22 protein-coding genes and 1 pseudogene are annotated in these 21,798 nt (G+C 49.3%); 22 read left to right on the top strand and 1 reads right to left on the bottom strand.

Annotation, left to right across the window (positions count from 1 at the left end):
* Window positions 1-83 precede the first annotated feature (83 nt).
* Genes ACZOWY_RS09750 through ACZOWY_RS09740 form a run of 3 tightly spaced genes read left to right on the top strand, consistent with a single transcriptional unit; the run spans window position 84 to window position 3,451 of the window.
* Window positions 84-1,217, top strand: a complete 1,134-nt coding sequence (locus ACZOWY_RS09750; RefSeq protein WP_484396549.1) for a GTPase domain-containing protein — start codon at window positions 84-86, stop codon at window positions 1,215-1,217.
* A 16-nt stretch (window positions 1,218-1,233) separates the two neighbouring features.
* Window positions 1,234-2,757, top strand: coding sequence for a DUF1538 domain-containing protein (locus ACZOWY_RS09745; RefSeq protein ID WP_484396545.1), 1,524 nt, complete (start codon window positions 1,234-1,236; stop codon window positions 2,755-2,757).
* 13 nt (window positions 2,758-2,770) lie between these two features.
* Complete coding sequence (locus tag ACZOWY_RS09740) at window positions 2,771-3,451, top strand: P-II family nitrogen regulator (RefSeq protein WP_484396540.1); 681 nt, start codon at window positions 2,771-2,773, stop codon at window positions 3,449-3,451.
* 163 nt (window positions 3,452-3,614) lie between these two features.
* Here the strand turns inward: ACZOWY_RS09740 and ACZOWY_RS09735 are convergent, their stop codons facing one another.
* A complete protein-coding gene (locus ACZOWY_RS09735) occupies window positions 3,615-4,640 on the bottom strand; it encodes an aldo/keto reductase (RefSeq protein WP_484396625.1) in 1,026 nt (341 codons plus the stop codon).
* Between the two features lie 275 nt (window positions 4,641-4,915).
* On the opposite strand from ACZOWY_RS09735, the gene ACZOWY_RS09730 reads away from it, so the two are divergent.
* From ACZOWY_RS09730 to recO, 19 genes and pseudogenes are all read left to right on the top strand, one after another.
* On the top strand, window positions 4,916-5,659 hold the full coding sequence (locus ACZOWY_RS09730; RefSeq protein ID WP_484396534.1) for a YebC/PmpR family DNA-binding transcriptional regulator: 744 nt from the start codon (window positions 4,916-4,918) through the stop codon (window positions 5,657-5,659).
* A gap of 125 nt (window positions 5,660-5,784) precedes the next feature.
* Complete coding sequence (ruvC, locus tag ACZOWY_RS09725) at window positions 5,785-6,333, top strand: crossover junction endodeoxyribonuclease RuvC (protein ID WP_484396530.1); 549 nt, start codon at window positions 5,785-5,787, stop codon at window positions 6,331-6,333.
* A gap of 130 nt (window positions 6,334-6,463) precedes the next feature.
* Window positions 6,464-7,075 carry a Holliday junction branch migration protein RuvA gene (ruvA, locus tag ACZOWY_RS09720; RefSeq protein WP_484396525.1) on the top strand — a complete coding sequence of 204 codons (612 nt, stop codon included), beginning with the start codon at window positions 6,464-6,466 and terminating at the stop codon, window positions 7,073-7,075.
* A gap of 20 nt (window positions 7,076-7,095) precedes the next feature.
* Window positions 7,096-8,139 carry a Holliday junction branch migration DNA helicase RuvB gene (gene ruvB / locus ACZOWY_RS09715; RefSeq protein ID WP_484396520.1) on the top strand — a complete coding sequence of 348 codons (1,044 nt, stop codon included), beginning with the start codon at window positions 7,096-7,098 and terminating at the stop codon, window positions 8,137-8,139.
* A gap of 24 nt (window positions 8,140-8,163) precedes the next feature.
* On the top strand, window positions 8,164-8,835 hold the full coding sequence (locus tag ACZOWY_RS09710; protein ID WP_484396512.1) for an epoxyqueuosine reductase QueH: 672 nt from the start codon (window positions 8,164-8,166) through the stop codon (window positions 8,833-8,835).
* A gap of 42 nt (window positions 8,836-8,877) precedes the next feature.
* Window positions 8,878-10,221, top strand: a complete 1,344-nt coding sequence (locus ACZOWY_RS09705; RefSeq protein ID WP_484396508.1) for a SpoIID/LytB domain-containing protein — start codon at window positions 8,878-8,880, stop codon at window positions 10,219-10,221.
* 76 nt (window positions 10,222-10,297) lie between these two features.
* Complete coding sequence (gene queA / locus ACZOWY_RS09700) at window positions 10,298-11,347, top strand: tRNA preQ1(34) S-adenosylmethionine ribosyltransferase-isomerase QueA (RefSeq protein ID WP_484396503.1); 1,050 nt, start codon at window positions 10,298-10,300, stop codon at window positions 11,345-11,347.
* A gap of 17 nt (window positions 11,348-11,364) precedes the next feature.
* A complete protein-coding gene (gene tgt, locus ACZOWY_RS09695) occupies window positions 11,365-12,504 on the top strand; it encodes a tRNA guanosine(34) transglycosylase Tgt (RefSeq protein ID WP_484396498.1) in 1,140 nt (379 codons plus the stop codon).
* 131 nt (window positions 12,505-12,635) lie between these two features.
* On the top strand, window positions 12,636-12,941 hold the full coding sequence (yajC, locus tag ACZOWY_RS09690) for a preprotein translocase subunit YajC (RefSeq protein ID WP_484396493.1): 306 nt from the start codon (window positions 12,636-12,638) through the stop codon (window positions 12,939-12,941).
* Window positions 12,941-13,525: a 5-formyltetrahydrofolate cyclo-ligase gene (locus ACZOWY_RS09685; RefSeq protein ID WP_484396491.1), complete on the top strand. Its 585-nt coding sequence runs from the start codon at window positions 12,941-12,943 to the stop codon at window positions 13,523-13,525. Before yajC ends, ACZOWY_RS09685 begins: the two co-directional genes overlap by 1 nt.
* A 50-nt stretch (window positions 13,526-13,575) precedes the next feature.
* Window positions 13,576-14,811: a protein translocase subunit SecD gene (gene secD / locus ACZOWY_RS09680; protein ID WP_484396489.1), complete on the top strand. Its 1,236-nt coding sequence runs from the start codon at window positions 13,576-13,578 to the stop codon at window positions 14,809-14,811.
* Window positions 14,808-15,692 (top strand): protein translocase subunit SecF, encoded by an 885-nt coding sequence (secF, locus tag ACZOWY_RS09675; protein ID WP_484396485.1) that lies wholly within the window; start codon window positions 14,808-14,810, stop codon window positions 15,690-15,692. The genes secD and secF overlap by 4 nt, the downstream gene beginning before the upstream one ends.
* Window positions 15,693-15,801: 109 nt before the next feature.
* Entirely contained in the window at window positions 15,802-16,374 is a 573-nt protein-coding gene (locus ACZOWY_RS09670) for a peptidylprolyl isomerase (RefSeq protein ID WP_484396480.1), read from the top strand.
* A gap of 181 nt (window positions 16,375-16,555) precedes the next feature.
* Window positions 16,556-17,509, top strand: a complete 954-nt coding sequence (locus tag ACZOWY_RS09665) for a PhoH family protein (protein ID WP_484396620.1) — start codon at window positions 16,556-16,558, stop codon at window positions 17,507-17,509.
* Window positions 17,499-17,960 (top strand): annotated as a pseudogene (gene ybeY / locus ACZOWY_RS09660) (rRNA maturation RNase YbeY); the annotation flags it as partial. The gene ACZOWY_RS09665 and the pseudogene ybeY, both read left to right, overlap by 11 nt.
* A complete protein-coding gene (gene cdd, locus ACZOWY_RS09655; RefSeq protein WP_484396617.1) occupies window positions 17,943-18,572 on the top strand; it encodes a cytidine deaminase in 630 nt (209 codons plus the stop codon). The pseudogene ybeY and the gene cdd, both read left to right, overlap by 18 nt.
* A gap of 40 nt (window positions 18,573-18,612) precedes the next feature.
* Window positions 18,613-19,515 carry a GTPase Era gene (gene era, locus ACZOWY_RS09650; RefSeq protein WP_484396476.1) on the top strand — a complete coding sequence of 301 codons (903 nt, stop codon included), beginning with the start codon at window positions 18,613-18,615 and terminating at the stop codon, window positions 19,513-19,515.
* Window position 19,516: 1 nt separating this feature from the next.
* Entirely contained in the window at window positions 19,517-20,839 is a 1,323-nt protein-coding gene (locus ACZOWY_RS09645) for a hemolysin family protein (protein ID WP_484396471.1), read from the top strand.
* Between the two features lie 24 nt (window positions 20,840-20,863).
* Window positions 20,864-21,619: a DNA repair protein RecO gene (gene recO / locus ACZOWY_RS09640; protein ID WP_484396467.1), complete on the top strand. Its 756-nt coding sequence runs from the start codon at window positions 20,864-20,866 to the stop codon at window positions 21,617-21,619.
* Window positions 21,620-21,798 lie beyond the last annotated feature (179 nt).

The following is a 21,798-nucleotide window of genomic DNA, read 5'->3' as shown; positions in this document are numbered from 1 at the left end:
AAAAATCAAAGATTTTTAAATGTTATACAGGTGATAAGCTCATGCCAATCAGAATATGGAACCGGACGGGACGTAAAAACTCAATGAAAAAAGAGTACGTTTCATCTCAAACAGAGAAAGCCGGCCAGGAAGACCGCGGCCGTCGGGAAACAGAAAACAAAGTCAAATCACACAGGCCCACTGTGAGGAATATTCTTGTACTTGGAAAGACCGGCGTGGGTAAGACTTCTTTATTAAATTACCTGTATGGTTTTGATTTGCCAACCGGCGCGGGATTGCCCAAAACGGGGAAAGGCCTCCATGAGAATGTAATCACCCGCAATGGGACGGCATACCACGTGTTTGATACCTGGGGTATTGAGGCGGATTCCCTGCCTGAGTGGCGGAAGGAAGTGCTGGCGCTGGTACGGAGACGCAATACTTCACCGCATATCAGTGAATGGTTTCATGCAGTCTACTATTGCTTTTCATCCAGTACGGCCCGGATCGAAGAAGCAGAGGTGGAGGAGATTATCGTACCCCTGCTTCAGTCCGGATGTAAAGTGATCATTGCGATTACCAATGCCGAGGACGGTTTCCGGAAAAAAGAAAAAATCGAGGGTATGAAGCAGTATCTGACAGAAGAACTGACAAAGCGACTGCATCGTGACCCGCAGCTGGAAATTATCCCGGTTGTCAGTATAGCCGGCGAAACGCTGGCGGGAGACTCCATTTCCCGTTTTGGTCGGACCGAAGCATTGGAAGCAGCTCATTATAATCTGGCTGATGATATTGAAAAGCGGCTTCCTGCCATTTATAAAATGAACGTGATGAACAAACTGGGCGCCTGGAAGGAACGCAGCCTGCTCCTGCTGGCTAACGGTAAGATCAGTTTCGTGCTGAACAACAATTCCGCAAAACAGTTAATCGACCTGGTTAATTATGACCTGCTCAACACGTTTGGCGCCATTGACGCGGACGGTGATAAGCTGGAAGCAGAAGCCAACGAATATTTACTGGCTGCCGGAGATAAAAAACCAATAGACCGGCGCTGGCGACCGGAATTCAGCCGCATTACCTATGTGAAAGGTTACGAGTACAGCAAAGGCTTATCGATCGGACTGGCGATGGATGTAGCATCCAGCCTGTTGCGTTCTTCCAAAAGCATCCGCGAGAATTTAAGCCGCCGGGTGGAGAAAACCTATGCGGCCATTGTAAACAGTATGAAGAAGAAATAGAGAGGACGATCCTGTTTTGTTAAAAGATATAATCAAGGAAAAAATCAGTGAAGTAGTCAAGGCGATTCTGCCGGTGGTAGCAATCGTTCTCATACTTTCTGTCACTATAGTGCCTATGCCGACCCATGTGGTGATGGTTTTCTTATACAGCTGCATCCTGCTGATGGTAGGGATGGTATTCTTTACCATCGGTTCGGAACAGGCTATGGAACCTATGGGAAATCATGTGGGAACCCGTATTACAAAAACCCGCAAACTTTGGCTGATATTGCCGTTGGGCTTTTTATTGGGCTTTATGATCACGATTTCCGAACCGGATCTGCAGGTGTTAGCAAACCAGGTCCAGTCTATTCCTAACAGGGTATTGATTTTATCGGTATCAGGCGGCGTGGCTTTATTTCTTCTGGCGTCACTGATCCGCATGGTGGTAGGCATTTCACTGCAGCGGATGCTGCTGTTCTTTTATGTCATCGCTTTTGTACTGGCATGCTATGCGCCGCCGGATTTTCTGGCGGTGGCGTTCGATTCCGGCGGTGTGACCACAGGTCCCATGACGGTGCCGTTTATCATGGCTTTTGGCGTAGGCGTTTCGGGGTTACGGGGCAGCCGCCATTCTTCCCAGGACAGCTTTGGCATGATAGCTCTCTGCTCCATCGGGCCTATTATCGCCGTCCTGCTTCTGAGCCTGATTTTTAAACCGGAAAACGCGACGTTTGAACCGGTTGTGATTCCGAGAGTGCTGCATACCATGCAGCTGGGTGAAATGTTTTTGGCTGAACTGCCGGATCAGATGCATGAAATTGCCCAGGCGGTTTTGCCCATAGCCATATTTTTCGGTATTTTTCAGCTGGCTTTACTTCATCTTCAAGGAAAGCCGCTGCTCCGCATTCTTCACGGTATTATATGTACCTATATCGGTCTGGTACTGTTCCTGACAGGCGCTAATGTGGGCTTTATCCCGGCCGGGTTCGACCTGGGAAGTATTCTGGCCACGTTGCCCTATAACTGGATCATTATACCTATCGGCATGCTGATAGGTTATTTTATCATCAAGGCGGAACCGGCAGTGTATGTGCTGATGAAGCAGGTAGAAGATATTACTGCCGGCGCTGTCAGCGGAAAATTACTGCTGCGCAGCCTGTCCATCGGTGTGGCGATTTCGGTAGGCCTGGCCATGGTACGTGTGCTGACAGGAATCCATTTGTTTTATATGCTGATACCGGGGTATCTCATTGCGTTGATACTTACATTTATTGTGCCCCCCGTGTTTACTGCTATCGCCTTCGACTCAGGCGGCGTGGCGTCCGGTCCCATGACGGCAACGTTCTTGCTTCCTTTTGCCATAGGAGCCTGCATGACGCAGGGCGGCAATGTGGTAACAGATGCGTTTGGTGTGGTAACCATGGTAGCAATGACACCATTGGTCACGATTCAGCTGCTGGGAGTTATGTATATGGTAAAAGCGCGCAGAACTCCCCAAACCAGTGTCAGCCAGAGTACGCTGGAGGATTTCGGGAACTACGATATTATCGAGTTGTAGGAGGTAGCAGGCTGTGGAAGTCTATTTGATGATAACCATCACAAGCAGGGAGAAGCTGCCTGGCTTTCTTGCGTTTTATGATAAGAAGCTGCCGGTGGGGTTTGTTTTATTAGGGTACGGAACTGCCAAAGACGAAATATTGGATATGCTGGGGCTGGACCGGTCTGAAAAAGCAGTCTGCCTGAATGTGGTGACTGATGAAGTATGGAAAGAAACCAAAGGGTATTTGCGGAAAAAGCTTTATATTGACGTACCGGATACGGGCATAGCTTTCATTGTTCCCATGAGCAGCATCGGCGGAAAGCGGGAGCTTGCTTATCTGACGGCAGAACAGAATTTCCGGAAGGGAGAAGAATCCGTAATGAAAGATACAACAATGGAGTTATTGATCATTGTCAGCAACCAGGGACACAACGACATGGTCATGGACGCGGCCCGCGCGGCCGGCGCCTATGGCGGAACGGTGTTGCATGCCCGGGGTACCGGTGTGAACCGGGCCGAACTTTTCTTCGGTGTGCCGCTGGCTTCGGAAAAGGACGTGACTTTAATCGTAACCCAAAAGAAACAGAAGAACGCAATCATGCAGGCCGTGATGCAAAAGGCCGGTATGGATACGCCGGCCCAGGCAATCCTGTTCTCGCTGCCGGTAACGGACGCGGCAGGACTCCACGCAGTAGAGGAAGATAACGGATAAGGCGGGGGACAAACCCGTTAAATCAGCGCCTCAGCAAAGAACACGTTTGCGAATCGTTTTTTTGTCCGGAGCGTTTTTAATAATAGTATTCTGTGCAATATAAAAATCCCGTTATGCAGAAGCGTCTGCATAACGGGATAAGTATTTGTAATGAAAAACTGTTTTAATCGTTGTGATGCTCTGCGTAAAACTCGTTATAATCCTTTAACATGTACTGCAGCAGGGACGGAGTATCTAATCCGTAAGGGCAGCGGCTCTTGCAAAGGTCACAGTGTACGCACTCTTCGATTTTCTGCATTTTGGCATACCATTCATCGCTCATGAACCGTTTATAGGGTGAACGGCGCAGCAGCATGGCCATTCTGGCTGCCTGGGGAATGTCGATGCCTGCAGTGCAGGGGAGGCAGTAACCACAGCTCCGGCAGAAATTACCGGATAATTCTTTACGGTCTGCATCAATGACTTCCTTCAGTTCATCCGTCATCTGCTGATTGATTTCCGTAAGTTTAAGCCACTGGTCCATTTCCCAGTCATGCTGGATGCCCCAGATGGGAACCACATTGTCATATTCCTGCATGAAAGCATAGCAGGCCGCTGCGTTGGTCAGCATACCGCCGGATAAACCTTTCATGGCAATAAAGCCCATGTCGTGCGTTTTGCAGTCTTTTACTAGTTCGATATCTTTATCCGTTGCCAGATAGCAAAACGGGAATTGCAGCGTTTCATATAATCCGGAATCAATAGCCTGATGCGCTACCTTCAGCCGGTGATTCGTGATGCCTATATGACGGATGTATCCCTTCTTTTTGGCGTCCAGCGCCGCAGCATACGCTCCCTTTTCATCTTCCGGGGAAGGCATAACAGCGGGGTTATGGAACTGGAAAAGGTCGATGTAGTCAGTCTGCAGCCGTTTTAAAGAAAGCTCGATATGCTCGGTTACCGTTTTGTAATCGGTGCCGCCGCTTTTAGTGGAAATAACAATGTTTTGACGTACATCGTGCAGCGCCGCGCCGATTTTTTCTTCGCTGTCCGTGTACATATTGGCGGTATCAAAATAATTGATGCCGTTGTCATACGCTTTGCGCAGCAGTTTTTTTGCCGCTTCCAATGAGATGCGCTGGATGGGCAGACAGCCCATTGCGGTTTTCGTGACCCATAAACCGGTTTTCCCCAGTCTGATTTTTTTAATGTCCATGATTCCCCTCCCGGTACTTGTTTTCTTTTAACAGTATTGTTGTAATGATTGTCAGCGGTTTTAGGATTCTGATTAAATTATATACGAAAATTTCTGATTTGAATATAACTGAATAAAGAAAAATTGTTTCAGCAGGCTTAAAGCAGTGAAAGCAATAATGAAGAAATCCAGTATATATTAAGAAAATGATTGTCATGAAGAGGAAAATATAGTATAATACGATAGTTAAATTTACTTATCTTATAAGCTGATATATTGGAGGAATTAACATGTCCGGACATTCTAAATGGGCAAATATCAAACACAAAAAAGGAAAAGCAGATGCTGCAAGAGGAAAAATAACGACAAAGATCGGTCGTGAGATTACCATTGCCGTGCAGATGGGCGGCCCTGACCCGGTTGGTAATATGCGTCTGAAACTGGCGCTGGCCAAAGCAAAAGCCAACAATATTCCGAAAGACAACATCAAACGTGCGATTGCCAAAGGCGCCGGTGAGACCAATGGCGCAAAATATGAAGAGATTACCTATGAAGGTTACGGTCCGGCCGGTGTGGCAATCATGCTGGACGTGCTGACTGATAACCGCAACCGTGCAGCTGCGGATATCCGCCATGCGTTTACCAAACACGGCGGGAACATGGGCGAGACCGGTTCGGTAGGCTGGATGTTCAAGCGTAAAGGTATCTTTACAATTGATAAAGAAGCCGGCTATGATGAGGATGAAGTCATGATGATCGCACTGGATGCCGGTGCAGAAGACATGAAATCCAATGAAGACAGCTTTGAAATCGTGACCCAGCCTGAGGACTACGACGCCGTAGAAAAAGCGCTGGCCGACAACAATATCGAAACCGTTATGTCGGAAATCACCATGGTTCCTGACACGATGGTGCAACTGTCCGATGAGGATGCGGAAAAGGTCCGTAAAACAATTGATATGTTCGACGATATGGACGACGTACAGGAAGTCTATACCAACGCTGACTTGCCGGACGATGACGACGAGGAATAAGAAAAAGCAGGCAGGCTTCAAATGAGCCTGCCTTTTTTATTATATTGTTTCACATTTTTGTCATTAGTGCCTTGTATAATAAATTGTAATAAGATGGTTTGAGGCAGAAGGCTGGAGGAAACAGTATGCTGGCGTTAGGAATTGATCCCGGTACCGCTATCTGCGGGTATGGGGTGGTAGAAATGAAAGGCAGTACGCTTAAGCCGGTATTTTATGGCTCTATACTGACCGGCAAGGACTGGTATCCGGAAGAGAGGCTGCTGAAGATCCACCAGGATGTTTCCGACATTATCAGTCATTTTAAGCCGGATTTTATGTCTGTGGAAAAACTGTATTTTAACCGCAATGTCAACACCGCGATCCCGGTTGCCCAGGCCAGAGGCGTAGTATTGCTGGCGGCGGCGGAGAAAAAATTGCCGGTGCTGGAATTTACTCCGATGCAGATAAAAAAATCGGTCACAGGCACCGGCGCGGCAGAAAAGAATCAGATTATCTTTATGGTACAGCGCCTGCTGGGAATCCGTGAAAAAATTGAGCCGGATGATACGGCGGACGCCCTGGCCGCCGCGATTTGTGGGCTGAACCAGGCAAGGGTGCTGCAGTTGCAGGCAACGGGCGGCGCACGGATCGGGGAAATCCTGGAAAAACAACGGAACCCGCTGAGCAAAAGATAGCAACGTGAAAATGATAGGTGCATCGTGCGTATATAGTTTTTTTTAACGAAAGAGCGCAGATAATCGTGGGAAAGTATTTGCTATCACGTTTCCACGGATATTTGTCAAAGACAGAGTTGGAGCGTGTATTATGATTGGTTCAGTACGAGGAACGGTAGCGTATCAGGCGGCAGAGTATTGCCTGATTGAAACGGCAGGCGGTGTCGGATACCGTGTGTTTATGCCGGTGTCCCAGATGCGCACCCTGTCCATGGGACAGGAGATCCGTGTTTTAACGTATACGTCTGTACGGGAGGATGCGATTCAGCTATACGGCTTTTTGACACAACAGTATTATGACCTGTTTGCGCTTCTGCTAAACGTAAGCGGTATAGGCCCTAAAGTTGCGATAGGTATTTTAGGAGCTGTCAGGCCGGAAGATTTTTATCTGGCGGTGCAGAGCCGGGATCTGAAAATGCTGACCAAGCTGCCCGGTATCGGAAAGAAAACGGCAGAACGTATGGTGCTGGAACTGAAGGATAAAATCGGTACACTGGAAAGCGAAGAGAATGACAGGGAATTTGCCGCTGCAGTCAGCGGCGAAGGCAAATCGGAAGCAATCAATGAAGCTATGGCCGCGCTGGTTGCATTAGGGTATTCCAATTCGGAAATTCTGCCGGTGCTGCGGAAGATTCCGGACTATGCTACACTGAAACGGGATGAGCTGATCCGAAGAGCCTTGCAGATTTTTGCTAAAAGATAAGAGAAGAAGGGGAAAACAATATGGATTTTGATGACCGGCTGGTGACATCGGAGACAATGGAGTCTGATGGGGAACAGTACAGTCTTCGCCCCCGGACGCTGGAAGAATATATCGGGCAGGATAAAGTAAAACAGAATATCTCGGTGTTCATTGAAGCGGCGTTGAAACGGAATGAGGCGCTGGATCATGTTTTGCTTTTTGGACCACCCGGTCTCGGGAAAACAACGCTGGCCAATATTATTGCCAATGAATTGCATGTAAATATGCGTGTTACATCAGGCCCTGCCATTATGCGGCAGGGTGATCTGGCCGCGATTCTCAGCACCCTGTCGGAGGGGGAGGTGCTGTTCATTGATGAGATTCACCGCCTGCCGAAAGCCGTAGAGGAGATACTGTATTCAGCCATGGAAGATTATCAGCTGGATATTGTCATCGGCAAAGGACCGGGCGCCCAGAATGTACGGCTGCCCCTTCCCAAATTTACACTGATTGGAGCCACCACAAGGCTGGGCTCTCTGGCGGCGCCGCTGCGTGACCGTTTTGGCGTACAGTGCCGTCTGGAATTTTATCAGCCGGAGCAGCTGCGCATTATTGTAAATAAATCAGCGGAGAAACTGGATGTTGCGATGACGCCGGAGGGCGCGCTGGAAATTGCCCGCCGTTCCCGGGGCACGCCCCGTGTGGCGAACCGCCTTCTGAAACGGGTACGGGATTTTGCCCAGGTACTTGGCCAGGCTGTCATTGATCAGAAGCTGGCCGATGAGGCTCTTTCCCGTCTGGAAGTTGACCGTTACGGGCTGGACCAGAATGACCGGCGTATCCTGCAGACAATTGTAAAGACGTTTGGCGGCGGACCTGTCGGTGTCGATACCATCGCCGCGGCTGTCAGTGAAGAGGCAGGCACAATCGAAGATGTGGTAGAACCATACCTGATGCAGCTGGGGCTGTTGCAGCGCACGCCCCGTGGGCGCGTGGCGACACGGGAAACGTACCGGTATCTTGGCGTCCCTTATCCGGATGATTCTGCAGGCAAATCGAAGATTGAACAGCCTTCACTATTGTAAAGGATAATTGTAAAGGATAAAGCGATGAAATTATTGTTGCATGCCTGCTGCGGTCCCTGTGCCTGTTATCCGACAAAGACGCTCACGGAGCAGGGCACGGATTTTACCCTGTTGTATTACAATCCGAATATTCATCCCTATAAGGAGTTTAAGCGCCGCCTGTCTGCGTTACGGGAACTGGCGGAAAAACAGGAATACCGGCTGATCATTGATAAGACCTATCCGCTGGAAGAATGCGTGAAAGGAATGCTGGAGGAACCGGTCGTACGTTGTGCGTTCTGTTACCGGATGCGTCTTCGTTACACGGCAAAATATGCGGCGGATCATGGGTTTACCGCATTTTCCACGACCTTGTTGTACAGTCCGTACCAGAAGCATGAGCTGATTGTACAGGCTGCGAAAGCAGCAGCGGAAGAATTTGGTGTGGAGTTTTATTATCAGGATTGGCGTCCCCATTATCAGGAAGGTGTGGATATCAGCCTGGCCTTGGGATTGTACCGTCAGCCGTATTGCGGCTGTGTGTTCAGCGAACGGGACCGCTACATGGAATGGAAAAAGCCAAAAACCGGAGCAGGGAACGAGAATAATCCTGAGGGAACGGATGCCGACGAAATTCAAACGGAGAGTAAGCCATTTATCCGTATAACGAAAAACATTATCCAGCTTCAGAAGCAGGAAACGATTTTATATAAATAGGTTTCGTCATATCTGTTTTTATTTTTTGTTTCGGGTTATGATATGAAAAATAATATTAAGACTTTTTTTTATGTATTCATCATCTTACTGACCTGCCTTTTTACCGGTCCGGTCCGTGCATCTTCGGACCTTGATGTGGGCCTGGTTGTTTCCCAGTTTTCTGCTGAATTGATTGCGCCGGCTTCTTTTGTGGCTACAGAACCGGATGGGAAGAAAACAAAATTAGAAAAGGGCAAGTTTTTTATTGCGGCCAATCAGGGAAAAATTACGCTGGGCAGCCACCAACTGGCCAGCGGAACTGTGTTGGAAATTGCGGAGCCGGAAAATACTGACAGTACTCCCACGGTTCGTCCCCGCCATCTTTTTTCCGTAAACCGGCAGGAGTATCGGGGAATTTTGAAAGTGTATGTGACAAATGAAGGAAAAAGCCTTACGGTAGTCAACAGGGTGCCTATGGAATATTATGTAAATTCCGTGTTGGGACCCAAGTCTTCCCCTATCTGGCCGGACGAAGCAATTAAAGCACAGGCTGTTGCTGTCCGCAGTCTGGGATGGTACTATAAAAACAATCCGGTAAGCGGTCTGTTTGCTGTACGGGCGGTGGAACCGGAAGCGTTTTATGGCGGCATCCGTAATGAGAATAAAAATATAACGAAGGTTGCGGCGCTGACTGCCGGAAAGGTTTTGTATTATAACGGGAAGCCTGCCGCGGCTTATACATGCGAAAGCAGCGGAGGCATGACTGTCAGCGCAACAGAAGTGCTGCAGAAGGATATTCCGTATTTGCAGCCTGTACTGGATTATGATTCGGACTGTCCCAGTTTTACCTGGGAAAAAAAGATACAGGCCGTGACGATCAGCCGGCTTTTAGAACAGGGCGGGCATAAAATTGGAAGACTGCGGGGATACCGCATATCTGACAGTGAAAAGCCAGACCTGAAGGACCGGTATCCCAGCGGCAGGATAAAGACGATATACTGGCAGGGCGAACTGGGAAGTGTAACCGTGAGCGGCCAGGAGTTTGCGGATATGCTGGCCTTAAGCAGCAACTGGTTTGACGTTTATGTAACGGATCCGGTACCTCAAAAACTCGATGTGCCCATTGAAAACGGCTATGGTATAGAAATTGGGAAAAAGCAGATTCCCATTGAAATCAAAGGACGCGAGAAAAATGCCTGGCAGTCTGTTATTCCCGGGTATCACTTCTTGGAAGGCACAGCAGAGGAAACCATTTTGTTTAAAGGAAAAGGAATCGGCCGGGGGCTTGGCTTGTCCAAATGGGGTGCCAAAGGCATGGCTGATGCGGCGCCGGAAAAAACAAAAGAGTATTACAAAACGATTTTGCAGCATTATTATCCGGGAACCTGTCTGGTTTCCGTGTACTGAAGGAACTGTATTTGAAACATTGCCCGTATACATTTAACGGACAGCCATCCATATAAAAAGAAAAGAGAACTGCTTTATGAAAGTTTCTGATTTTGATTACGTATTACCGAAAGAACGAATTGCCCAGCATCCTGTGGAACCGAGGGATCACAGCCGGCTTTTGGTGGTAGATAAAAATACCGGTGAGATGGAACATCGTCATTTTTATGATTTACCGGAATATCTGAAACCCGGCGATTTGCTGGTCTTTAATGATACCCGCGTGATTCCGGCCCGTTTGTATGGATATAAGGATACCGGGGCCCACGTGGAAGTGTTTTTGCTGACCCGCCTGAACAATACGGACTGGGAAGTGTTGGTGCGCCCCGGCAAAAAACTGCAGGTGGGGGCCCATATCAATTTCTCGGAAGAACTATCCGGGACGATTATTGACCATACGGATTTTGGCGGACGTATTATCCGTTTTGTATTTGAAGGCGTGTTCGAAGAGATTCTGGACCGGCTGGGGGAAGTGCCGCTGCCACCGTATATTACGGAAAAACTGGAAGACAAGGAACGGTATCAGACCGTTTACAACCGGGATCCGGGCTCGGCTGCGGCGCCTACTGCAGGCTTGCATTTTACAAAAAAACTTCTGCAGAAAATCAAAGACATGGGCTGTGAAGAAGTGTTTGTCACTCTTAATGTAGGCTTGGGCACGTTTCGTCCTGTAACAGAAGAGAATATAGAAGACCATCCTATGCATAAGGAATTTTACAGCGTGACCCCGGAAGCCGCCGCTGCCATCAACAAGGCGAAGGCGGAAGGACGCCGGATTATTGCTGTGGGTACTACGGCAGTGCGCACTCTGGAGTCTGCCGGCGCAACAGGCGAGGTGAAGGCCGGAGGAAACTGGACACAGATTTATATTTACCCGGGCTATCAGTGGCATATGGTAGACGCGTTGGTAACCAATTTCCATCTGCCTCAAAGCACGCTGCTGATGTTGGTGTCCTCCCTGTCATCACGGGAAGTGATGCTGCACACGTATGAGGAAGCCGTAAAATTGGAATATCGCTTTTTCTCGTTTGGAGATGCCATGTTTATTACAGAGTTGGATAAGAAATTGCCGACAGGTTTGGCTTAAATTTTTCAGGAGATATCATGCACGCAGTAACATACGAATTAATAAAAGAAGCAGCACGGGGAAAGGCCCGCAGGGGCCGGCTTCATACGCCGCACGGAACCTTTGAGACGCCCATGTTTATGCCGGTGGGGACTCAGGCTACTGTTAAAACGCTGTCGCCGGAAGAATTATACGATATGGAAAGCCAGGTGATACTGGCCAACACCTATCATCTGTTTTTGCGTCCCGGCAGCGAACTGGTAAAAAAGGCCGGCGGCTTGCATAAGTTTATGAATTACAATCGCGGCATGCTCACAGACAGCGGCGGCTTTCAGGTGTTCAGCCTGGGCGAGATGCGGAAGATTACAGAAGAGGGCGTTATGTTCCGCTCCCATATTGACGGCAGCAAACAGTTCCTGTCTCCGGAAGTTTCCGTACGGGTGCAGGAAGAACTGGGTGCCGACATTGCTATGGCTTTTGACGAATGCATTCCCTATCCGTCGGATCTTAATTATACGAAAAAGTCAACAGAACGCACGACCCGCTGGGCAGAGCGCTGCCTGAAAGCGCATACCCGTGAAGATCAGGCGCTGTTCGGTATTGTACAGGGCGGTATGTTCCCGGAATTACGGAAAATGAGTGCCCGGTCTCTGCAGGAAATGGACTTTGCCGGTTACGGCATCGGCGGGCTTTCGGTGGGAGAACCAAAACCAATAATGTATGAAGTGCTGGATCAGACTTCTGACTGGATGGATAAGCAGAAAGCCCGGTACCTGATGGGGGTTGGGACACCGGATTGCCTGGTGGAAGGCATTAATCTGGGCGTAGATATGTTCGACTGCGTGTTTCCGACCCGGGTGGCCCGCAACGGTACGGCCATGACAGCCAAGGGCCGGCAGGTAATTCGGAATGCTGTGTATGCGGAAGATTTCCGGCCGATTGACGAACACTGTAACTGCTACACCTGCCGTAATTATTCAAGGGCTTATATCCGTCACTTATTTAAAGCTGAAGAAACGTTTGGCTTGCGGCTGTTATCCATTCATAATCTGCATTTCCTGCTGGATTTTACAAAAAAGATCCGGGAAGCGATTGAACAGGATCGTTTCGGAGAATTTCGGAGAGAATTCTGGGACAACTGGGAAGAAAAGGACAAACGGCCTGACGATTTGCTATGACAGAGTTTCGGCAATATCCGGTATTGAAAAGGTTGAAACTAACGGTTGCATGTGGTAAAATATTATGTAATTTTGTGTGGTTTGTATGCTTAAATGCAAAAACTGCATAACTGACAACCGGGAGGTGTAAGATGACTGATGTGATGGTAATGGCTAATGCCATACTGCCGTTTATATTGATGGCGGCCATTTTTTATTTTATGTTATGGCGTCCCCAGAAGCAGGAGCAAAAGAAACGGAAAGAGATGCTGGATTCACTGAAACGCGGGGATAAGATCATAACCATTGGTGGTATGTACGGTACGCTGACCAAGGTAGGGCCGACGAAAGTGAAAGTCAGACTGGCGGAAGGCGTGGAAATTGATTTTGCCAGAACGGCTATCAGCGCTTTCCAGGACGCCGGTGCGGATGTTCAGCCCGAAAATCTGGATGCCTGATGGAACGGGACCTGTTGCAGGAAGAAAAACGCCGGGTGCGGCGTGAGTTAAAAGAAACTGCCGCACGTTTTCCGGAATGCTATGTTACCGAAGCAAGCCGGGCCGTTTGCGACACAATACTGCGAAGTGAAGAATATAAAGCGGCTTCCGTTATTTTCGGTTATCTTTCTTTCCATAATGAGATTTCTGTTGATGCTGTGTTGGAGACCGCGTTGCGTGAGGGCAAACGCGTTGCGGTACCGTGGATCGTTTCCCGGACGGAGATGAAAGCGGCAATGCTGGATTCACTGTCTGATCTGCCGCTTGACTGCTATGGTATCCGGACAGTGCGGGAACCGGCGACGCCTGTCAGACCGGAAGAAATCGGCCTGATTCTTGTGCCGGGGGCAGGTTTCTCACTGAACGGTTGCCGGATGGGAAGGGGAGCCGGTTTTTATGACCGCTTTCTTGTAAAAACCAGCGGTTTCCGTTTAGGTATAACCTGTGAGGCACTTTTGCGGGAAACAATTCCCGTGGATTCATACGACCGGAAGGTAGAAGCACTAGTCACGGAAACAAGGTTTATCCGCTGCACCGTCTCGTGAACTGAGTTTATAAATGTTACGTTGGTAACAAATGAAAGGGGTAAAGTATTTTGAGGTGGAATGAGTTGGGGAAGTTCCTGATCGTTGCGCTTGCAATTGTCGGGGGCTTTTGTATGTATATCCGGCCGCTGGCGAGCTCGGTCAAGCAGGGGCTGGATTTGCAGGGCGGTACCCATGTGGTGCTACAGGCAGTGGATACGCCCCAGTTAAAAGTGAATGATGACGCGCTGGACCGGGCGACCCACATTATTGAGCGGCGTGTAAACGCGTTGGGCCTGACGGAACCTGTGGTACAGCGTCAGGGGCGTGACCGCATCATAGTTGAACTGCCGGGCGTAAAGGATCCGGAAAAGGCAATTAATATGCTGGGCAAGACCGCTATGCTGGAGTTCAAGGACCCCAACAATAAAACGGTGCTGACCGGTACGGATCTGAAAGACGCGAAAGCAGTAGTCGGAAACGGAAACCAGCCGCTGGTTTCCATGGAATTTTCTGATGAGGGCGGACAGAAATTTGCAGATGTAACGGCCCGCAACGTGGGCAAGCGCATCGCAATAACCTTGGACGGGGAAGTACTGACCGCTCCGGTTGTGCAGGAAGCGATTACCGGCGGGCGCGCCCAGATTACCGGTAACCGTTCTATGGAAGAGGCTCAGCATCTGGCTATTTTACTGCGCAGCGGTTCTTTGCCGGTCAAACTGGAAATTATTGAAAACCGGACCGTGGGCCCGACCCTGGGGCAGGATTCCAAGGAAGCCAGCCAGAAAGCGTTCCTGATTGGTGTAGCCGGTGTCTTTGTATTCATGCTTCTGTTCTACCGTCTCAGCGGTCTTGTAGCGGATATCGCACTGCTGTTGTATACCATGCTGCTTCTGCTGGTCATGCGCTATTTAAACGCGACCCTGACGCTGCCGGGCATGGCGGGTATCATTCTGTCCATTGGTATGGCCGTTGACGCCAATGTACTGATCTTTGAACGGTTTAAGGAAGAAATCCGGAACGGCAAGACATTGCGCAGGGCTATGGATAACGGTTTCGGCCGCGCGCTGGTCACCATTCTCGACTCCAACATTACGACTCTGATGGCCTGTGCCGTATTGTTCTATCTGGGCACGGGTCCCATCAAAGGTTTTGCGGTTACGCTGGCTATCGGTGTTATTCTGAGCATGTTCTCGGCAGTTACAGTTACCAAGTTCCTGCTGAAGTTCCTGATTGATGCGAACTTTACCAAGAGCCCCACGGCTTTTGGCATCTCCGCTCCGAAAACAGAGGAGGTGGCAAAATGAAAAACTTTTCTATTGTTAAGAACTGGAAAATTTTCTTTGCGATCACGATTATCGGCCTGATTATCGGGTACGGTTCCATGATCACCCGCGGTTTCAACCTGGGTATTGATTTTACCGGCGGCAGCATCATGGATCTGAAGTTTGAAAAAGAAGTACAGGTTGCCCAGGTCCGTGAAGTATTGGGCAAGCATAATCTGGGAAGTGCCATTATCCAGTTGGAGAGTAATGATTCGGCGGCAACTTCGTCCCAGGGCGTTTTGATTCGTACGCCGGTCATTGCGGACAATGACCGTACGGCCGTGATGCAGGATATGGAAAAATCCCTGGGCAAGTTTGACATCCGCCGCGTGGAAAACGTCGGCGCTACGATCGGCGGCGAGCTGATCCAGCAGGCGGCCATCGCCATCTTCCTGTCCTGGGTGCTGATGGTGCTGTATATTACGATCCGGTTCCAACTGAATTTCGCACTTGCTGCCATCATCGCACTGATAGTTGACGTGTCGGTTACGTTGAGCTGGTTCTCCCTGCTTCAACTGGAAATCGACTCTACCTTCGTAGCGGCACTGCTGACGGTCGTAGGTTATTCCGTCAACGGTACCATCGTCATTTTTGACCGTATCCGTGAGAACCTGAAGGTGCATCGACGCAGCGAGACGGTAACGGATATGATTGATCACAGTATTAAATCTACGCTGACACGTACGATATACACCACGATTACAACTCTGTTTGCTATCGTAGCGATTTTCCTGTTTGGCGGAGAAACGATTCACAATTTTTCTTTCGCCATGCTGGTTGGCTGCTGCAGCGGCGCATATACCTCCATCCTGCTGGCAGGAACGATCTGGCTGTTCCTGCAGCATAAAAAAGCAGGGGAATAAAGTTGCTGGAAACTCATTTAACCGGTGTTTCCTTAATTAAAAAGGGCAGGCACTTTTCACGCCTGCCTTTTTTGTTTATAATATTAAGAAGTAAAGGAGCGTGTTTGCAATGCGGAAAATTATAATGCTGTGCCTGTGCCTGCTGATCAGTTTTTCTTTCAGTGCCTGCGGTAAGGAAGCAGAACCGACTAAGCCGGCTCCGAAACCGGCAAAGGCAGTGTTTGAAACGAGCATGGGTACGTTTACCTGCCGTCTGGAAACAAAACTGGCGCCGGTTACAACGGAAAACTTTATTAAACTGGCTAATAAAGGTTTTTATAATAATCTGATCTTCCATCGCGTGATTGACGGTTTTATGATCCAGGGCGGTTGCCCCAACGGAACAGGGACAGGTGGTCCGGGCTATACCATCAAAGATGAATTCAGTTCGGAACTGCGTCACAGCGGTCCGGGCGTTCTGTCCATGGCCAATGCGGGGCCCAATACCGGCGGCAGCCAGTTTTTCATTACCCTGAAGGCTACGCCATGGCTTGACAATCATCATGCGGTGTTCGGACGCGTGAGCGAAGGAATGGATGTAGTGCAGAAAATCGGACATACCAAAACAGACGCCAACGATAAGCCGGTGGAACCGGTTGTGATCCGTAAAGTGACCATAATCGAAGGCGAAGCGGCGAAATAAGAAAACATTGGTACAGCAAGCCCCCAGATGGCTGTAACTATACAGATCAATGATACAGCGATTCCGAAATTAAAAACGGAGAAGAACGTAAAGAATACGGAAAGCAAAACAGGGAAGGGAGTTAAGCAATTTGTCTTTTTTGTCAGACGAACATGTAATTGAGATCAACGATCAACAGGAAATGATAGGGATCCTGGGCCGGAACGACGAGTTCCTGCGGTTAATTGACGCAAGCTTTGACGCGACGGTCATGGCCCGGGGAAACAAAATTATCTTCAGCGGAAGTGAAGAAGAAAACCAGAAACTGGAACAGCTTTTTAAAGAACTGTTGTTTCTGTACCGGCAGGGCTTGCCGGTGACCAGCCATGATGTGAAGTACAGTATTTATATGGTGCAGGGCGGAGCAGTGGCAAAACTGCATAACATGTATGCGGAAACCCTGATCGTTACCTGGCGGGGACACCAGATCAAGGCGAAAACGCTGGGCCAGTGGAATTACGTACGGGCTATCAAAAATAATTTCATCACCTTCGGTATCGGGCCGGCAGGGACCGGTAAAACCTACCTTGCCGTTGCCATGGCGGTTACGGCGCTGAAAAAACGGGAAGTGGAACGGATCATCCTGACCCGCCCGGCAGTGGAGGCCGGAGAAAAGCTGGGCTTCCTGCCGGGGGATATGCAGGAAAAAGTAGACCCGTACCTGCGTCCGCTGTATGACGCACTGTTTGACATGCTGGGCAATGATACGGCGCAAAAGTATCTGGAACGGGGCACCATTGAAGTGGCTCCGCTGGCATATATGCGGGGACGTACCCTGAACGGTTCATTCATTATTTTGGATGAAGCGCAGAATACGACTCCCGAGCAGATGAAAATGATTCTGACCCGGTTTGGATTCGGTTCCCACATGGTGGTAACGGGGGATGCTACACAGATAGACCTTCCGTTGGGCAGGAAGAGCGGATTGATCCATGCGGCGAAAGTGCTGCGTGAAGTGCCGGGCATCAGTATCAATTATTTCGATGAAAAGGATGTGGTGCGACACGAAATCGTGGGCGCCATTATCAAGGCATACGAGCGGTTTGAACAGAATCCGGACAAAATGAAAGAAACGGAGAAACAGTATGAAGATTAGTTTCAGTGATGACCAGGATGAGGTACTGGTTCCGAAGGAAGCGGTCATGTTACTGAAACGTGGCCTGCAGGCAGTAGCAAAGTTGCATAAATTGTCTGCAAAAACCGAAGTGAGCGTGTCGTTGGTCAACGATGAGGTGATCCACGTGCTGAACAAGGATTACCGGGGTATCGACCGTCCTACCGATGTTCTTTCCTTTGCGCTTGATGAAGCGGAAGAACCAGTCGAGATTGGTGGCCCGGGCGATCATTTGCTGGGCGACATTATTATTTCGGCGGAAACAGCCTTACGCCAGGGAAAAGAATACGGGCACGGCTTCAACCGGGAACTGGTATATCTGGGGGTGCACAGCCTGCTCCATCTGCTTGGGTATGACCACATGAATAAAGAAGATAAGGCTGTGATGCGGGAAGAAGAAGAAAAAGCACTGCGGATGATCCATCTCAGCCAGGCTGATCTGGACGCGAAAATTGCAGAGGGCGACGCGGATCATTTTACAGCAGCTGTGGTCGATGCGGGGCCGGAAAAGCAAACACCCAGGTCCGCGCAAAGTGAAAAATCCAAAAATAAGCATGCAAAAAAGGTAAAACCCGCAAAAGATAAGATTGATAAAGAACTGAAGGAAGGGGAGAAAACGATGGGTCGCGATGACAGTCAAAAGAAGGACAAAACTGTTAAAAAATTGTTTAAAAAGGCATTAAAGACCCGTGAAAATGCGTATGTTCCTTTCTCAAAGTTTAAAGTGGGGGCAGCGGTTCTGACGGACTCGGGGGATATTTTTACCGGCTGTAATGTGGAGAATTCGTCCTTCGGCCTGACGGTCTGTGCGGAACGGGTGGCCATGTTTACGGCAGCGGCAGCCGGTGTCCGTCCCGGTGAAATCAGGATGTTGCTGGTAGTGGCGGATACGGAAGATGTGACCTCGCCATGCGGCGCCTGCCGTCAGGTGATGGCGGAGTTTGAAATTCCGGTCATCGTTATGGCAAACGTGCGCGGCGATATGCAGATCGTAGAATTGGAAGAGTTGTTGCCATTCCGTTTTAAGGCAACGGATTTTGCGTAAGCGATATTTATAAATTGTGTAAGAAGATTAAGGAGTTTTTATGACTGAAAATAATCATCGTACAGGCTTTGCGGCACTTGTTGGCAGACCGAATGTCGGGAAATCCACGTTAATGAACGGGATGGTCGGAGAAAAAATCTCCATCATGAGCGACCGCCCCCAGACGACCCGTAACCGGATCATGGGCATTCTTTCTACTGACCGTGCCCAGATTATGTTTCTGGATACACCCGGTATACACAAGCCGATGCATAAACTGGGGGAGTATATGAACCAGGCGGCTATCGGTGCGCTGAACCAGGTTGATGTGGTGTTGTTTGTTGTTGACGCCAGCGAAAAAAAAGGAGCCGGCGAAAAATTTATCATTGAACATTTAAAGAAAGTCAATACGCCTGTGTTATTGGTGATTAATAAAATAGACAAGCTGGATGATAAGAGCAAATTGCTGGGTATTATGCAGAGTTATAAGGACGATTTGCAGTTTGCTGCAGTCATTCCCATCAGCGCGTTGCAACAGGATGGCTTTGCGGATTTGGAAGAAGAAATTGTCCGTCACCTGCCGGAAGGTTCCAGCATATTCCCTGAGGACGAGCTGACCGATCAGCCGATGCGGGTTATCGCAGGGGAAATGATCAGGGAAAAGGTGCTGCGCAATACTCACGATGAAGTGCCTCATGCGATTGCTGTCGAAGTTGATGAATACAAAGAACGCGTGAACGGATCGGTTTTTATCCGGGCGACGATTTTTGTGGAAAGGGAATCGCAGAAAGGGATCGTTATCGGGGCAAAGGGCAGTCTTCTGAAAAAAATCGGGCAGGAGGCCCGGCATGATATTGAAACCCTGACGGGTTGCAGCGTTTTTCTTGATTTGTGGGTCAAGGTGCAGGCCGACTGGCGTAATAAGTCGAAGCTGCTGAAAGAATTGGGGTACAAGGAAGGATAATATGTTTATCCTATTTTTGATTATACTTAATGCGCTGTTTGTAGCGGCGGAATATTCGCTGTCCCGGATCCGCCGGGCACAGCTGCAGGAAATGGAAGAACAGGGAATTTCCGGGGCGGAAACATTGTTGCAGATCTATGACCGGAAAAACCATTATATCAGTGCCTTGCAGATTGGGATTACCTCCATTTCACTGTTGCTTGGCTGGTATGGGGGCCCGTTTCTAGCGGAACGGCTTTTAGGGATGCCCGGCATGCAGCAATGGATGACGGAGACGGTTACGGCAGAGCAATACCAGTTGTTTGACTGGCTGCCCGATACGGCGTCCTCCCTCAGCCTGCTTTGCGCGTTCCTGATTTTGCTTTTGCTGCATGTGGTCATCGGGGAACTGGTGCCCCGTATCATTGTCTGGGATAACGTGGAAAATGTGATCGTACATCTGGGAACTCCATTGCGCGCCATTTACCTGCTTACGTATCCGCTGGTGGGCTTCACGTTCTGGATTGCCAAAGGCATTGCAAAGCTTTTTGGCGTAACGTATACGCCGGAAGAAGACATATCCCGCAGCGAGGAAGAACTGCGGGAAATTGTCAGTGCCAGTGAAAAGGAAGGCGAACTTGACAGCGCGGAACGTGTTTTGATTGACAATGTGTTTGAGTTTAACGATACGGTGGCCCGGGAAGTAATGGTTCCCCGGCAGGACATGGCCTGCGTATATGTGGACGACAGCCCGGAAGAAATCCGGGAGGTGATCCGTTCGACCCGCCATACACGTTTTCCTGTCTGTAAAGAAGATAAGGATCATATACTGGGGATTTTCCATGTAAGGGAGTTCCTTAATGCTGATGTGTCCCAGGGATTTGATATCCGTTCTGTGTTACGGAAAACCATCATGGTGCCGGATGGGATGAATGCATTGCGGGTGTTGCAGACTATGCAGAAGCAACACGTCCATCTGGCAATCGTCGTGGATGAATACGGCGGTACAGTGGGGCTGGTTACGCTGGAAGATCTGATGGAAGAAATTGTAGGCGATATTCAGGATGAATATGACGAACCGGAACCCCCGGACGTTTTGCCGCTGACGGATGGAAGCTTTAACCTGGACGGAGAGATGCCGCTGGATGACGTGGGTGATTTGTTGCATCTGTCATTCGAGGAAGAAGATGAAGACGACACATTGGGCGGTTATATCTTCAGCCGGCTGGGACGGAAGCCGGAAGAAGGCGATGAGGTTGCATGGAAAAACTGGACGTTTACGGTGTTGAAAATGGACCAGTTCCGAATTGAACGGGTGAAGGCGGAAAAAGCAGAAGCGGATTAAGACACCGCCGTTGTGTCAGAGACGATGGAAAGTTACCAGGACGAAATATTGATTTTACAAGTAAATAATTGGCAGACTGCAGATAAGAAAGTTGTGTGCTTTTCCCGGGAGCATGGGAAGATTGTGTTTATGGCCTACGGAGCCCGATATCCCAAAAGCATATCGGGACGTCTGCTGCAACCCTTTGCCTGCCTGGAAGCAGAGTTGTATCCGGGCAGCCGGGTGGATAAACTCAAAAACTGCCAGCTGGCAGCGCCCATGCCGCAACTTGGATTGGAACAAATGGCGTACGGTTTTCTTGTAGCTGAAATGACAGAACGGCTGATGGAGCAGGGCGAACCTTCGGAAGGCCTGTATTTATTGTTACGAAAAGCGTTGCAGCTGCTGGTAGAACGCAATCCGCGCCTGGTATCGCTTGCGTATCTGATACAGCTGCTGGATTATTGCGGGATCGGTCCCGTGTATGAAGTATGCGTCAATTGCAGCCGTCCTTCCGAAGGAGATGGCTGGTTCAGCGAGATGCAGGGCGGCTTCATCTGTAACGAGTGTCATTCCGGCCCGGGAAAGACGGAAGCGCTGCAGCCGTTCCACGAAGAGACACGCAGGTTGTGGCAGAAGTTACGTATGCTGGATTTTGCTGACCCCGGGCATTTTTCGGTAAAAGGCGCGGCGTTGATGGAATTGGAACAGATTTTGCACCGATATCTGGTGTATCAGACGGAGCAACCCGTAAAAAGTCTTGATTTCATACGGCAGATTGTGGAACAGAAAAATCAGTAAATCATTTGACAAAGCAGTCCGGACTTCATATAATATTTTGTAGCGATGATAAGACTAAGTATTCTGTCACTGCAGCGAGCCGGGAGGGTGCAAGCCGGCGACAGGCGGAAGAAGGCAGCTTTGAGCAGAATTGAATAAGCGTTGAGGCGGGTCATGTATGTTGTGACCAAGCAGGGTGG

The sequence above is a fragment of the Succiniclasticum sp. genome, assembly GCF_056977735.1.
Note: the sequence above shows the minus strand (reverse complement) of the source record. Positions and strands in the feature narration are given on the sequence as shown.